The organism is Streptomyces sp. NPDC054757 (assembly GCF_053612185.1).
In genome coordinates this window covers 188,722-203,170 of the sequence record NZ_JBSHBW010000010.1, presented here as the reverse complement: position 1 = coordinate 203,170, position 14,449 = coordinate 188,722, and the positions used below count along the sequence as shown (strand labels likewise).

The window sequence follows — 14,449 nt, the reverse complement described above, 5'->3', positions numbered from 1 at the left end:
GGCCGTCGAAATCGAGCGTTACGTTCCTGAGCGCATCCGGCAAGAAGTGCTTCGTCGTTACCCGTCAGCCCTGATCCAAGCGCGCGTCGACTTCGACAGCCATGAGGAGAAGCAGGCTGAGCTTTCAGCGTCATTGATCAAGCGCCTGACACGTCGCCAGTCTGTTACGGGAGACGACATAATTAGCCTGTTGGAGTATTCGCAGGTCAGGCAACATGTCGCGGTGTCGCGCCCCTTGTCTCCAAGGGGCGCGACACCCCGCCCGTCAGATGTCCCGGAAGATCTCGATCTGCGCGCCCACCGAGTTGAGCCGCTCGGCCAGTTCCTCGTAGCCGCGGTTGATCACGTACACGTTGCGCAGCACCGACGTGCCCTCGGCCGCCATCATCGCCAGCAGCACCACCACTGCGGGTCGCAGCGCCGGCGGGCACATCATCTCGGCCGCGCGCCACCGGGTCGGCCCCTCCACCAGGACCCGGTGCGGGTCGAGGAGTTGCAGCCTGCCGCCCAGCCGGTTGAGGTCCGTCAGATAGATCGCGCGGTTGTCGTAGACCCAGTCGTGGATCAGGGTCTGGCCCTGTGCGACCGCCGCGATGGCCGCGAAGAACGGGACGTTGTCGATGTTGAGCCCGGGGAAGGGCATCGGGTGGATCTTGTCGATCGGCGCTTCGAGCTTGGAGGGCCGCACGGTCAGGTCCACCAGCCGGGTGCGCCCGTTGTCGGCCGCGTACTCGGCGCCGCGGTCGTGGTCGAGACCCATCTCCTCCAGGACCGCGAGTTCGATCTCCATGAACTCGACGGGGACCCGGCGGATCGTCAGCTCCGACTCCGTCACCACGGCGGCGGCGAGCAGACTCATCGCCTCGACCGGGTCCTCGGAGGGGGAGTAGTCGACATCCACATCGATGTCCGGCACCCCGTGCACGGTGAGCGTCGTCGTGCCGACGCCGTCGACGCGTACGCCCAGCGCCTCCAGGAAGAAGCACAGGTCCTGGACCATGTAGTTGGAGGACGCGTTGCGGATGACGGTCACACCGTCGCTGCGCGCCGCCGCGAGCAGCGCGTTCTCGGTCACCGTGTCGCCCCGCTCGGTCAGCACGATCGGGCGGTCGGGGGTGGCGCCCCGCTCCACCTGTGCGTGGTAGAGCCCCTCGGTGGCGGTGATCTCCAGCCCGAAGCGGCGCAGCGCGATCATATGGGGCTCGATGGTGCGGGTGCCCAGGTCGCAGCCGCCCGCGTACGGCAGCTTGAAGCTGTCCAGGCGGTGGAGCAGCGGGCCGAGGAACATGATGATCGACCGGGTGCGCCGCGCGGCCGACGCGTCGATGGCGGCCATGTCCACATCGGAGCCCGGGGCGATCTCCAGGTCCTTGCCGTCGTTGATCCAACGGGTGCGTACACCGATGGAGTTGAGCACCTCAAGGAGGCGGTACACCTCCTCGATGCGCGCGACTCTGCGCAGCACCGTCCGCCCCTTGTTGAGCAACGAGCCGCAGAGCAGCGCCACACAGGCGTTCTTGCTCGTCTTGACGTCGATCGCGCCGGAGAGCCGGCGTCCGCCGACCACCCGCAGATGCATCGGACCGGCGTAGCCCAGCGAGACGATCTCGCTGTCGAGTGCCTCGCCGATACGGGCGATCATCTCAAGGCTGATGTTCTGGTTTCCGCGTTCGATGCGGTTCACGGCGCTCTGGCTTGTGGCGAGCGCATCGGCCAGCTGAGTCTGTGTCCAGCCCCGGTGCTGACGGGCGTCACGGATGAGCTTGCCGATGCGTACGAGGTAGTCATCTGCCATGCGCCAGACGCTATCTCACATATGAGATGCCGACTCTTCCGGGTGGGCCATTGGAGTGATGGCGAGATGGCGGGCGGGATGGCGGTGGGGGTTCCGGGTGAGGTGGCGCGGGCCGCGGACCGGTCACGATCCGGCCCCGCTCCGCCCCCGCTCCGGTTGTGGTCCGCCCCTGCGGTGACCCTCGCCGCAAGCGGCCGCGCGGGTGTTCCTGCCGCGCCGGGCGGGGTAGGCGGCTGGGGCGGACGCGCCAGGCCCCCGAGGAGCCCGCCGCCGTCCCGCGCGAAGGGCAGGCGCCGAAGCCGCCCCTGCCGCGCGGTGGGCGGTGACGGGCAGCCCCGCATGACCTCCGCGCGGACGTGTACTAGAGTTATCTCGACATCGAGATATCTGCCGAGGCGCATCGCGGCCGTCACTCGGTAAGGGTTACCTAACTAATCCTCACTGTAGCGGATGGCCGGGCAGCCGAAGGCGGCACCACGCGGCGCCGGCCGCAGATGAGGCGCGGCGCGGCAGAACGCGCACTTTGATGAAGGAGACTGTCGTGTCGGCGAACAGCTTCGACGCCCGCAGCACGCTGCGCGTGGGCGACGAGTCGTACGAGATCTTCAAGCTGGACAAGGTCGAGGGCTCCGCGCGCCTCCCTTACAGCCTGAAGGTGCTGCTGGAGAACCTGCTGCGTACCGAGGACGGCGCGAACATCACCGCCGACCACATCCGGGCGCTGGGCGGCTGGGACTCGCAGGCCCAGCCGAGCCGGGAGATCCAGTTCACGCCGGCCCGCGTGATCATGCAGGACTTCACCGGTGTGCCCTGCGTGGTCGACCTCGCCACCATGCGTGAGGCCGTGAAGGAGCTCGGCGGGGACGCCGACAAGATCAACCCGCTGGCCCCGGCCGAGCTGGTCATCGACCACTCCGTCATCGCCGACAAGTTCGGCACGACGGACTCCTTCACGCAGAACGTCGAGCTGGAGTACGGCCGCAACAAGGAGCGCTACCAGTTCCTGCGCTGGGGCCAGACCGCCTTCGACGAGTTCAAGGTCGTCCCGCCGGGCACCGGCATCGTCCACCAGGTGAACATCGAGCACCTGGCCCGCACCGTCATGGTCCGCAACGGCCAGGCGTACCCCGACACCCTCGTCGGCACCGACTCGCACACCACCATGGTCAACGGCCTGGGCGTGCTGGGCTGGGGCGTCGGCGGTATCGAGGCCGAGGCCGCCATGCTCGGCCAGCCGGTCTCGATGCTCATCCCGCGCGTCGTCGGCTTCAAGCTGACCGGCGAGCTGAACCCGGGCACCACCGCCACCGACCTGGTCCTCACGATCACCGAGATGCTGCGCAAGCACGGCGTCGTCGGCAAGTTCGTCGAGTTCTACGGTGAGGGCGTCGCCGCCACCTCGCTCGCGAACCGCGCCACCATCGGCAACATGTCGCCCGAGTTCGGCTCCACCGCCGCGATCTTCCCGATCGACGCCGAGACGCTGAACTACCTGCGGCTGACCGGCCGTGACGAGAAGCAGGTCGCGCTCGTCGAGGCGTACTCCAAGGAGCAGGGCCTCTGGCTCGACCCGGCCGCCGAGCCCGACTTCTCCGAGAAGCTGGAGCTCGACCTCGCCACGGTCGTCCCCTCCATCGCCGGCCCGAAGCGCCCCCAGGACCGCATCGTCCTCGCCAACGCCAAGGCGCAGTTCGCCCAGGACGTCCGCAACTACGTCTCCGAGGACGAGGAGTCCGGCAAGGAGTCCTTCCCGGCATCCGACGCTCCGGCCACCCACAACGGTGTGCCGAGCCGCCCGACCACGGTCACGGCCCCCGACGGTTCGACGTACGAGATCGACCACGGCGCCGTCACCGTCGCCGCGATCACCTCCTGCACCAACACCTCGAACCCGTACGTGATGGTCGCCGCCGCGCTCGTCGCGAAGAAGGCCGTCGAGAAGGGCCTGACCCGCAAGCCGTGGGTCAAGACCACCCTCGCCCCGGGCTCCAAGGTCGTCACCGACTACTTCGACAAGGCCGGGCTCACCCCGTACCTCGACAAGGTCGGCTTCAACCTCGTCGGCTACGGCTGCACCACCTGCATCGGCAACTCGGGCCCGCTGCCCGATGAGGTCTCCAAGGCCGTCAACGACCACGACCTGGCCGTGACGTCGGTGCTCTCCGGCAACCGCAACTTCGAGGGGCGCATCAACCCCGACGTCAAGATGAACTACCTGGCGTCCCCGCCGCTCGTCGTCGCGTACGCCATCGCGGGCTCCATGAAGGTGGACATCACCAAGGACTCGCTCGGCACCGACCAGGACGGCAACGAGGTCCACCTCAAGGACATCTGGCCCACCGAGGCCGAGGTCAACGACGTCGTGGCGAACACCATCGGCGAGGACATGTTCAACAAGTCCTACCAGGACGTCTTCGCGGGTGACGCCCAGTGGCAGGCGCTGTCCATCCCGACCGGCAACACCTTCGAGTGGGACGCCGAGTCCACCTACGTCCGCAAGCCCCCTTACTTCGAGGGCATGACGATGGATCCCGCCCCGGTCGAGGACATCACCGGCGCCCGGGTCCTCGCCAAGCTGGGCGACTCGGTCACCACCGACCACATCTCCCCGGCCAGCGCCATCAAGGCCGACACCCCGGCCGGCAAGTACCTCACGGAGCACGGCGTCGAGCGCCGCGACTTCAACTCCTACGGCTCGCGCCGTGGTAACCACGAGGTCATGATCCGCGGCACCTTCGCCAACATCCGCCTGCGCAACCAGATCGCGCCGGGCACCGAGGGCGGCTACACCCGCGACTTCACCCAGCCGGACGGGCCGGTGTCGTTCATCTACGACGCCTCCCAGAACTACCAGGCCGCCGGCATCCCGCTGACCGTCCTGGCCGGCAAGGAGTACGGCTCCGGCTCGTCCCGCGACTGGGCGGCCAAGGGCACCGCGCTGCTCGGCGTCCGCACCGTCATCGCCGAGTCGTACGAGCGCATCCACCGCTCGAACCTCATCGGCATGGGCGTCCTGCCGCTCCAGTTCCCGGAGGGCCAGACCGCCGAGTCGCTCGGCCTGAACGGCCAGGAGACCTTCTCCTTCACCGGGGTGACCGAGCTGAACAACGGCACCACGCCCCGTACGGTCAAGGTCACCACCGACACCGGTGTGGAGTTCGACGCGGTCGTCCGTATCGACACCCCCGGTGAGGCGGACTACTACCGCAACGGCGGCATCATGCAGTACGTGCTGCGCAACCTGATCCGCAAGTAGTACGGACGGGCCGCGAGGCCCCGGGTCCACCGAAGGGCCGTACCCCCGCTCCACACCGCGGGGGTACGGCCCTTCTCCGTGCGTCCGGGTTCAGCGGAGGCCGAGCAGATGCTCCATGGCCAGCTGGTCCAGCGCCTCGAAGGCCATGGAGCGCCCGGCGGCCGCCCCCGCGTCGAACTCCTCGTACGCGGAACGGTCCGCCAGCAGCCCCTTGACGCCGTCCGGGGCGGTGGGCAGGGCCAGTTCGTCCAGGCGTGAGGCGGCCAGCGCCTCCCGGACGGCCGGGTCGGCGCGGAAGGCGAGTGCGCGCTCCTTGAGGATCAGATAGTTGCGCATGCAGTTCTTCGCGGACTCCCAGACGCCGTCGAAGCCGTCGGTACGCACCGGCTTGAAGTCGAAGTGGCGCGGACCGTCGTACCCGGCGCTCTCCAACAGGTCGACCAGCCAGAACGCCTGGCGGACGTCACCGGCCCCGAAGCGCAGGTCCTGGTCGTACTTGATGCCGGACTGGCCGTTGAGGTCGATATGGAAGAGCTTGCCCGCCCAGAGCGCCTGGGCGATGGAGTGGGCGGCGTTCAGCCCGGCCATCTGCTCATGGCCCACCTCCGGGTTCACCCCGTACAGCTCCGGGCGCTCCAGCCGGCCGATGAACGCGAGGGCGTGGCCGACGGTGGGCAGCAGGATGTCGCCGCGCGGCTCGTTCGGCTTGGGCTCGATGGCGAAGCGCAGCTCGTACCCCTGCTCCACGACATAGTCGCCGAGCAGGTCGAACGCCTCCTTCATCCGGTCCAGTGCCACCCGGACGTCCTTCGCGGCCCCGGACTCCGCGCCCTCGCGGCCGCCCCAGGCCACATAGGTCCGCGCGCCCACCTCCACCGCGAGGTCGATATTGCGGATGACCTTGCGCAGCGCGAAGCGCCGCACGTCGCGGTCGTTGGAGGTGAAGCCGCCGTCCTTGAAGACGGGGTGCGTGAACAGGTTCGTCGTCGCCATCGGGACCCGCATACCGGTGCGGTCCAGTGCCGCCCTGAAGCGCGCGACCTGTGCCGCGCGCTCGCTCTCCGACGAGCCGAAGGGGATCAGGTCGTCGTCGTGGAACGTCACGCCGTGCGCGCCCAGCTCCGCCAGGCGTTCCACGGACTCGACCGGGTCCAGGGCGGGGCGGGTCGGGTCGCCGAAGGGGTCGTTGCCCTTCCAGCCGACGGTCCACAGCCCGAAGGTGAACCGGTCGGCCGGGGTGGGGGTGAAGCGGTCCGGCATGATCAGCCTCTCTGCCGACGAGGGAGTGAGCGCCCGGCCGCCGTCCAGAGCTGCCAGGTCATTTTGTTTGCTGACAGTACTAATACGCCATGACTCTGGATGTTTCCAGGGTTTCTCCTTGACCGGCCGGAGCTGACCGGGTTGGAGCGCGGCCGACCTGACGTCTGCGGGCTGCACCGGTTCTGATTTGTTGTGTACGTGACCGAAAGGAGAGGCGGGCCCGGAAGTCCCGGACCCGCCCCTCGGTTCACTCCGTCCGGTCGTTCACCGGCTCGTCAGGAGAGCAGTTCCACCTCCGCCAGGGTCGCGGTGCCCGTGCTCACCAGGCGGTACTTCTTGTAGGTGCCCGGGTGGGCCACCGAGAAGACCCGCGTCTGCTTGTCGTAGGAGAACGACTCGTGCGAGCGCTTGTCCAGCGTGGTCCACTTCGTACCGTCGTCGGAGCCCTCCAGCTTCCACCCGGTCGGGGCCTTGGCCCGGTCCGAAGAGGTGAGGGTGTACTGGACGGTCCGCGTCGCCGACTTCACCGGCAGGTCGGCCGAGGTGAACGAGGCGTCCGTCTTCGACGTGTTGTCGAAGAGCGCACCGGAACCGGTGGTCGCGTCCTCGCGCGGCGACGGCACCTTGTCGTCCTTGGTGATGGAGACCGGGGCCGCCTTCTTGCCGGTGCCCCACTTGGACGGCTGCGGGCCCATGGCGAAGTCCAGGGTGCCGCCGTGCTGCAGGACGTCGTTCGGCAGCGCGGTGGAGTTCCACGCCTTGCCGTTCACCTTGAGGCCCTGGACGTAGATGTTCTTGGCGCTGTTCTGCGGCGCCTTGATCACCAGGTCCCTGCCGTTCTCCAGGTGGACGGTGGCCTTGGTGAACTGCGGTGAGCCGATGGCGAATTCGCCGCTGCCCATCACCAGCGGATAGAAGCCGAGCGAGGAGAAGACGTACCAGGCCGACTGTTCGCCGTTGTCCTCGTCGCCGAGGTAGCCCTGCCCGATGTCACTGCCCACGTACAGGCGGCTGAGCACGTCGCGGATTTTCTCCTGCGCCTTCCAGGGCTGCCCGGCCGCGTCGTACATATAGGTGACGTGGTGGGCGGGCTGGTTGCTGTGCCCGTACTGCCCCATCCGCACATCCCGTGCCTCGATCATCTCGTGGATGACGCCACCGTACGAGCCGGTGGTCTCGGGGCCCGCGGTCTGCGGAGTCGCGAAGTAGGTGTCCAGCTTCTTCGCCAGACCCGCCTGGCCGCCGTAGAGGTTGGCCAGACCGCGCGAGTCCTGCGGAGCGGTGAAGGCGTACCCCCAGCCGTCGGTCTCCGTGTAGTCGTAGCCCCAGACCTTCGGGTCGTACTTGTCGGCCGGCAGCCGCCAGCCGCCGTCCGGGGTCCTGCCCTGGAAGAAGCCGACCTCCGGGTCGAAGAGCTTCACATAGTTCTGCGCCCGGTTGAGGAAGTACTCGGACTCCTCCTTGTAGTGCGCCTCGTGGGTCTTCTTGTAGAGCGCCTTGCCCATCTGGGCGATGCCGTAGTCGTTGATGTAGCCCTCCATCGACCACGACATGCCCTCGCCGGTCGCGGTGGAGGCGTAACCGGTGAAGGGCGAGGTGTCCATGCCCTTGCGGCCGACGCCCGAACTCGTCGGGACGACCGTGGCGTTCTTCACGGCCGCCGCGTACGCCGCCTTCGCGTCGAACTTCACGCCCTTGACATAGGCGTCCGCGAACGCCACGTCCGAACTGGTGCCGGTCATCAGATCGGCGTAGCCGGGGGAGGACCAGCGGGCCGTCCAGCCGCCGTCCTTGTACTGCTGGACGAAGCCGTCGACCATCTTCCCCGCCTTCTTCGGGGTGAAGAAGGAGTACGCGGGCCAGGTCGTGCGGTAGGTGTCCCAGAAGCCGTTGTTGACGTACACCGAACCCTTCACGATCTTGGCGCCGGTGTGCGTCGGGGTGTTGTCACCGGCCTTGGCCGAGAAGGGACTCGCGTACTCGGTCTTCGAACCGACCTTCTCCGAGCCCGAGTTCGGGTACAGATACAACCGGTACATGGAGGAGTAGAGCGAGGTCAGCTGGTCGTGGGTGGCGCCCTGCACCTCGATCTTGCCGAGGATCCTGTCCCACTGGGAGCGGGCCTTCGCCTCCGTCCCCGCGAAGGTCGACGACGCCGGGAGCTCCTGGGCGAGGTTGGACTTCGCCTGGGCCACGCCGATCAGAGAGGTGGCGATGCGCAGGGTCACCGTGTGCTTCCTGCCCGGCTTGAAGCGCATATAGCCGGTGACGTTGTCGCCGCCCCCGCCGGTGAGCTTGGAGCTCGCCGTGACCGGGGTGTCGACGGTGCCGTACACGAACATCCGGGTGGCGCCGGTCGAGAGGCCGCTCTTGACGTCCGAGTAGCCGCTGAAGGTGCCGGTCTTCGGGTCGAGCGTGAGGCCGCCGTCGTTGGAGATGTTGTCGAAGATCATGCTGGCGTTGTCACCGGGGTAGGTGAACCGCATCATCGCCGCGTGGTCGGTCGGCGTCATCTCGGCCTTGAGGCCGTTCTCGAAGGTGACCCCGTAGTAGTCGGGCTTCGCGACCTCGTTCTCGTGCTTGAAGGGGAGGGCGCGCTTGGTCCGGGTGGCGTCCGGGGTTCCGGATGCCACCGACGGCATCAGCTGGAAGGTCTGCCGGTCGCCCATCCACGGGCTCGGCTCATGGCTGGCGCTGAAGGCCTGGAGGGTGGGCAGATTGTCGGCGTTGTTGCCGTTCGCATAGTTGTAGAGCCAGGTGCTGGAGCCCGCGTCGGTGACCGGCGTCCAGAAGTTGAAGCCATTGGGGACCGCGGTCGCCGGGAAGTTGTTGCCGCGCGAGAAGGAGCCGCTCGAATTGGTGCCCCGGGTGGTGAGGGCGTAGTCCGAGAGGTGCGCGGACGGCTTCTCGGCCTTCTTGGCCGCCAGCGAGATGTCGTCGATCCAGCCCCGGAACGTCGCCGGGCCCTTGGGGGAGTCGTACGCCACCAGGATCCGGTCGACGGTCTTGCCCGCGGCGACCGTCCCGATGTCCGACGCGACGGAATTCCACTGGTTGACGTAGAGCCGCTTGGCGGCCCCCTGCCCCTGCGGCGTCAGCAGCCCGCCGTTGGAGTCGGTGGCCTTCAGGTCGCTCAGATAGGTGCCGTCCGTGAAGGCGAGGTCGACCGCCACATTGGTGGACGGATAGTTCAGATCGGTCTTGCCCATTTCGGGGAAGACCTTGTAGGACAGCTCGGTGTTCCGGCTGATCCGGGTGTTGACGTCGAAGACCTTGTTGTACGAGTACGCGCGGCCCGTGCCCTTCTGGGTGCCCTCGTACCGCAGCGACCTGGTACCGGTGAAGCCGGCGCCCGTCTTGGCGGTCGGCGACGACGTGGGTCCGCTGTCCACCCGGGTGACCATGTCGGACGGCGGGGGCGTGCTCGTGTCGCCGTTGGAGAACTGCACGTCGGCGAGTTGCGTCGCGTCGGTGGCGCCGTTGTTGGCGGTGATGTCCAGGCGGTAGTGCGCGTACGCGGTGTCCGCGCCCGCGATGTCGTACGACTTCGTCTGGAAGCGCTTGTCGAAGTCCTGGCCCTTCTCGGTGCTGAGGGTCTTCCAGTCCTTGCCGTCGGTGGAGCCCTGGAGGGTCCAGTCCTTCGGGTCGCGCTCGGCGTGGTCGTTGGCGGACGTCATCGCGTACGTCTTGAGCTTGACCGCCTCGTCCAGATCGAACTCCACCCAGGCCGTGGGGTGGAAGGCGAGCCACTTGGTGTCCGGATTGATATCGATGAGGCTGCCCTTGCCCTCACCGCTTCCGGCGTTCTCGTCGCTGGCGCGCACCGTGACGACATGGTCCGTGACATTGCCGGGTATTCCCGCATTGATGGTGCCATCGATACCGGAGGAGCGTTTATGGCCGTCCGGGCCCACTTCCACGGTATTGCGCCAGTCCGGCTGCGGCTGGTCCGTCTCGAACGAAGAGCTGAACCCCTTGTCCGCCGCCTTGGGTTGGGCGGATTGGGCGACGGCCGCGCCCTGCCCCGTAACGACAAGCACAAAAGCGGCCGCCACCAGGGCGGCTGCCGGCCCGGCCCTGTGCCGAGGTCTGGTCTGCATGAGGGTCTTTCCTCTCACCTAAGCGCTTTGGACAACGTTGTCACGCTGATACGCAAGGTCCAGTAGGAAGGTAAGTGACATCCGAGTCAAGGGGGTTGACGCCGCACGGGCGGAAGAATTGAACGCGCTCTCACGACAGAGCCCTGCCCGGTGGGCGGAGTGCACCAGATGTCTGTGAGGTCTCAACTCGGGAAAGACTGACGTTCAAACCTGCATTCGATCTTGCCCAGTTGAAGGGAAGTGGACTATACCTGTCGACGTCCGCCACGCCGTGTCATCGGCGGCGGGCCAGGGGGGCGGGGATTCGGGGCGGGGCCTTCACGGCACCTCGGCCGTATTCCCAGCTTTCCCTCCTGTATCCAGTGCAACCCCAGCGTCAACTGAACGCGGTGGCGGGGCCCTTCGCCTGAGGCGAATTCTCAACGGGCGACCGGTACACCGCCTGAGTCCTGTAGAAGGCGAGGACTTGAGCATGGGATCCACCTCCGCCCGCACCAATGAGGGCCTCGGCCGTCGTGACCTGATCAAGCGGTCTGCCGCGCTCGGCCTGATCAGCGTCCCGACGATGAGTTTCCTCTCCGCTTGCGCGAGCAGTGACAGCAGCAGCGACAAGCAGGTCAAGAAGGGCAAGACCTCCGCGAGCAACCCGCTGGGTGTGAACGCGACCGCCCCGCTCGACATGGTCGTCTTCGACGGAGGCTTCGGCACCGACTACGCCAGGGCCGCCAACGCGCTGTACTCGAAGGCGTACCCCAAGTCGAAGGTGAACTTCTCGGCCACGCAGAAGATCCAGTCGGAGCTGCAGCCGCGCTTCAACGGCGGCACGCCGCCCGACCTGATCGACAACTCGGGCGCCGAGCAGATGGACATGGGTGTCCTGATCGGGAAGAAGCAGCTGACCGATCTGACGCCGCTGCTGGACGCGCCGTCCGTCGACGACCCGAGCAAGAAGGTCAGGGACACCCTCCGCGCGGGCATCGTGGAGATGGGTCAGTTCGACGGCGAGCCCTGCTACATCATGAACTACGCGTACACCGTCTACGGCGTGTGGTACTCGCAGACCGCCCTGGACAATCTCGACGTCGAGTACCCCAAGACCTGGGACGACATGCTCGCCGTCTGTGCCAAGGCGAAGAAGAAGGGCATCGCGGGCTGGACGTACGCGGGCAAGTACCCGTACTACATCCCCTTCTCGCTCTTCCCCTTCATCGGCAAGATCGGCGGCCGTGAGGTTCTCGACAACATCGACAACCTGGCCCCGAATGCCTGGAAGCACCCTGCGGTCAAGGCCGCCTTCGATGCCTACTACGAGCTCTTCAAGAAGGGCTACATCCTCAAGGGCACGCCCGGCATCGACCACATCCAGTCCCAGACGGCCTGGACCGAGGGCAAGGCTCTCTTCATCCCCAACGGCTCCTGGGTGGAGAACGAGGCGGCGAAGACCACGCCCAAGAACTTCCAGATGAAGGTCGGCGCACCGTCCAGTCTCGACTCGTCGGACAAGCTGCCGTACGGCACCATCTGGGCCTGCGGCGGTGAACCCTTCATCGTGCCGAAGAACGCCCACAACCCCTGGGCGGGCATGGAGCAGCTGCGCATCATGCTCAGCGAGGCCTCCTCCAAGAGCTTCACCACCAAGGTGAGGTCGCTGTCCGCCTTCAATGGCGGCACCGACGGTCTCAAGCTGTCGACGGCCCTCCAGTCGGGACTCGACGCGCTGAAGGCCGCAGGGGACAACGTCCTCAACCCGCGCCTGCAGGACTGGTACGTCAAGCTCCAGAAGGAGCAGATCGGCGTCTCCGTCCTCGGCGAGATGATGGCAGGCCGCATGACCCCGGCCGAGGCTGTCAAGAAGTGTCAGCAGTACACGGACGCGGCGGCCAAGGACACGTCGATCAAGCACTACAAGCACCAGTGAGCACGCGTCACCAGCGGCGGCACCCGCCGGAAGATCGGGGTCGGAACCATGCAACAAGGTAAGTACCGGTTCATTGTGGGGTTCTTGATACTCCCACTGGCGTTGTACGCAGTCTTCGTCATATGGCCGTTCATTCAGTCGATCTATTACTCGTTCACCGACTGGACCGGCCTGAGCCCGGACTTCAAGATGGTCGGCTTCGACAACTACAGCCGGATGCTCCATGACTCCACCTTCTGGAAGTCACTGGAACACAGCGTTCTGTTCGTGCTGTTGCTGCCGCTGGTGACGCTCGCCCTCGCGCTGTTCTTCGCCTTCATGCTGAATGTGGGCGGGCGGCGCCGCAAGGGCGCCGCCGTCGCGGGCGTACGCGGATCCGGCTTCTACAAGATCGCGTACTTCTTCCCGCAGGTGCTGTCGATCGCGATCGTCGCCCTGCTCTTCAGGTTCATCTACAACCCCGACGGGGGCATCCTCAACGGCGCCCTGAGCGCGGTCCACCTGGACAGCATCCAGCCGAACTGGCTCGGCGACCCGAAGCTGGCGCTCTGGTGCATCTTCGCGGTCCTGGTCTGGTCCCAGGTCGGCTTCTTCGTGGTGCTCTTCTCGGCCGGTATGGCCTCCATCCCGAAGGACTTCTACGAGGCGGCGCTGCTGGACGGCGCGAGCCGGGTCACGACGTTCTTCCGGATCACGCTGCCGCTGCTCTGGGACACCGTGCAGTCGGGCTGGGTGTACATGGGCATCCTGTCCCTCGGGGCCGAGGCGTTCGCCGCGGTGAACATCATGAGCGTGGGCCCCGGCGGCCCCGCCCAATCGACCACCGTGCTGCCGCTGTTCGTCTACCAGACGGCGTTCCGCGACGGAGCGGCCGGATACGCGACAACGATCGGCGTCGCCCTCCTCGTACTCACCATGGTCTTCGCCGCCATCGTGATGCGACTGGGCCGGCGCGAGCGGCTGGAGTTCTGAGATGAAGACCACTGAAACCCCTCCGGCCTCGCTCACCAAGGAGCAAGGGCCCACGCAGCCCGCCGCCGAGGCGCCCGTCGCGCCCCCGGAGAAGAAGAGCGGCAGCACCCTCAACGTCTTCTCGCACGGCGTCCTCATCATCTGGGCGGTCCTGGTCGTCGTACCGCTGCTGTGGGCGGTGATGTCCTCGTTCAAGAACGACCACGACATCCTCGCCGAGCCGTGGAAGCTGCCCGACCGGCTGCACTTCGAGAACTGGTCGCGTGCCTGGGGCCAGGCGCACATGGGCCAGTACTTCGGGCACACCATCGTGGTCGTCGGCTGTTCGCTCGTCGGCACGCTGCTGCTCGGCTCCATGGCCGCCTATGTGCTGGCGCGCTTCGACTTCCCCGGGAACCGGTTCATCTACTTCCTGTTCGTCGGAGGGATGAGCTTCCCGATCATCCTGGCGCTGGTGCCGTTGTTCTTCGTCATGAACAACATGAGCCTGCTGAACACGACCCAGGGCCTGGTCCTGGTCTACATCGCCTACTCACTGCCGTTCACCGTCTTCTTCCTCACCTCCTTCTTCCGGACGCTGCCGGGAGAAGTGGCCGAGGCGGCGACCCTCGACGGTGCCTCGCACACCAGGACCTTCTTCCAGGTGATGCTGCCGATGGCCAAGCCCGGACTGATCAGCGTGGGCATCTTCAACTTCCTCGGCCAGTGGAACCAGTACCTGCTGCCCACGGTGCTCAACACCGACCCGAAGCACCGGGTGCTGGCCCAGGGCCTGGTCGAACTGGCCACCAGCCAGGGGTACAAGGGCGACTACTCCGGCCTCTTCGCCGGTCTGGTGATGGCGATGCTGCCGGTCCTCGCGGCGTACATCATCTTCCAGCGGCAGGTCGTCGCCGGCCTGACCGCGGGAGCGCTGAAGTAGAACTCCCGCCTCAGTTCCCCCTCTTTTCCCACCCGAACCGCCCGGCGGCATCCGCTGTCGGGCGGTTCGTCCGTTTCGCGCCGGAGGCCGCCCGCTCATCCGTGTCTGCCCTTGCTCAAGGTCTTGACGGGAGAGAGGGCCAAAGGGTCAGCTGAGAGTTCACATGTTGGAGATAGGGCGGGGCTCAGCACACGCGCCCCGCGCGGGGACGGCCGTCGTGCCGTCC

Annotated in this window: 7 protein-coding genes; 4 read left to right on the top strand and 3 right to left on the bottom strand. The window is 66.9% G+C overall.

The window, feature by feature from the left end; translation table 11 throughout:
- Window positions 1–265: 265 nt before the first annotated feature.
- Window positions 266–1,795, bottom strand: a complete 1,530-nt coding sequence (locus ACWGKJ_RS15410; RefSeq protein WP_385023899.1) for a helix-turn-helix domain-containing protein — start codon at window positions 1,793–1,795, stop codon at window positions 266–268.
- Window positions 1,796–2,336: 541 nt separating this feature from the next.
- Between ACWGKJ_RS15410 and acnA the strand changes: the two genes are divergently transcribed.
- Window positions 2,337–5,051, top strand: a complete 2,715-nt coding sequence (gene acnA, locus ACWGKJ_RS15405) for an aconitate hydratase AcnA (protein ID WP_385023897.1) — start codon at window positions 2,337–2,339, stop codon at window positions 5,049–5,051.
- 90 nt (window positions 5,052–5,141) lie between these two features.
- Here the strand turns inward: acnA and xylA are convergent, their stop codons facing one another.
- Window positions 5,142–6,311: a xylose isomerase gene (gene xylA / locus ACWGKJ_RS15400; RefSeq protein ID WP_385023895.1), complete on the bottom strand. Its 1,170-nt coding sequence runs from the start codon at window positions 6,309–6,311 to the stop codon at window positions 5,142–5,144.
- A 275-nt stretch (window positions 6,312–6,586) separates the two neighbouring features.
- The gene (locus tag ACWGKJ_RS15395) at window positions 6,587–10,411 is read right to left on the bottom strand and encodes a GH92 family glycosyl hydrolase (protein WP_385023893.1); all 3,825 of its coding nucleotides are present in this window, start codon (window positions 10,409–10,411) and stop codon (window positions 6,587–6,589) included.
- Between the two features lie 472 nt (window positions 10,412–10,883).
- Here ACWGKJ_RS15395 and ngcE point away from each other — a divergent pair, with 472 nt between their 5' ends.
- From ngcE to ACWGKJ_RS15380, 3 genes are read left to right on the top strand one after another with little or no spacing between them, the layout of a single operon-like run.
- Window positions 10,884–12,329, top strand: a complete 1,446-nt coding sequence (ngcE, locus tag ACWGKJ_RS15390) for an N-acetylglucosamine/diacetylchitobiose ABC transporter substrate-binding protein (RefSeq protein WP_385023891.1) — start codon at window positions 10,884–10,886, stop codon at window positions 12,327–12,329.
- A gap of 48 nt (window positions 12,330–12,377) precedes the next feature.
- The gene (locus ACWGKJ_RS15385) at window positions 12,378–13,301 is read left to right on the top strand and encodes a carbohydrate ABC transporter permease (protein ID WP_385023889.1); all 924 of its coding nucleotides are present in this window, start codon (window positions 12,378–12,380) and stop codon (window positions 13,299–13,301) included.
- Between the two features lies 1 nt (window position 13,302).
- Complete coding sequence (locus ACWGKJ_RS15380; RefSeq protein WP_385023887.1) at window positions 13,303–14,223, top strand: carbohydrate ABC transporter permease; 921 nt, start codon at window positions 13,303–13,305, stop codon at window positions 14,221–14,223.
- Window positions 14,224–14,449 lie beyond the last annotated feature (226 nt).

What these genes read in the sequence shown, in the direction of transcription:
- ACWGKJ_RS15410 (WP_385023899.1), bottom strand. Translation starts at nt 1,795, where the DNA reads ATGGCAGATGACTACCTCGTACGCATCGGCAAGCTCATCCGTGACGCC.
- xylA (WP_385023895.1), bottom strand. Translation starts at nt 6,311, where the DNA reads ATGCCGGACCGCTTCACCCCCACCCCGGCCGACCGGTTCACCTTCGGG.
- ACWGKJ_RS15380 (WP_385023887.1), top strand. Translation starts at nt 13,303, where the DNA reads ATGAAGACCACTGAAACCCCTCCGGCCTCGCTCACCAAGGAGCAAGGG.
- ACWGKJ_RS15395 (WP_385023893.1), bottom strand. Translation starts at nt 10,411, where the DNA reads ATGCAGACCAGACCTCGGCACAGGGCCGGGCCGGCAGCCGCCCTGGTG.
- ACWGKJ_RS15385 (WP_385023889.1), top strand. Translation starts at nt 12,378, where the DNA reads ATGCAACAAGGTAAGTACCGGTTCATTGTGGGGTTCTTGATACTCCCA.
- ngcE (WP_385023891.1), top strand. Translation starts at nt 10,884, where the DNA reads ATGGGATCCACCTCCGCCCGCACCAATGAGGGCCTCGGCCGTCGTGAC.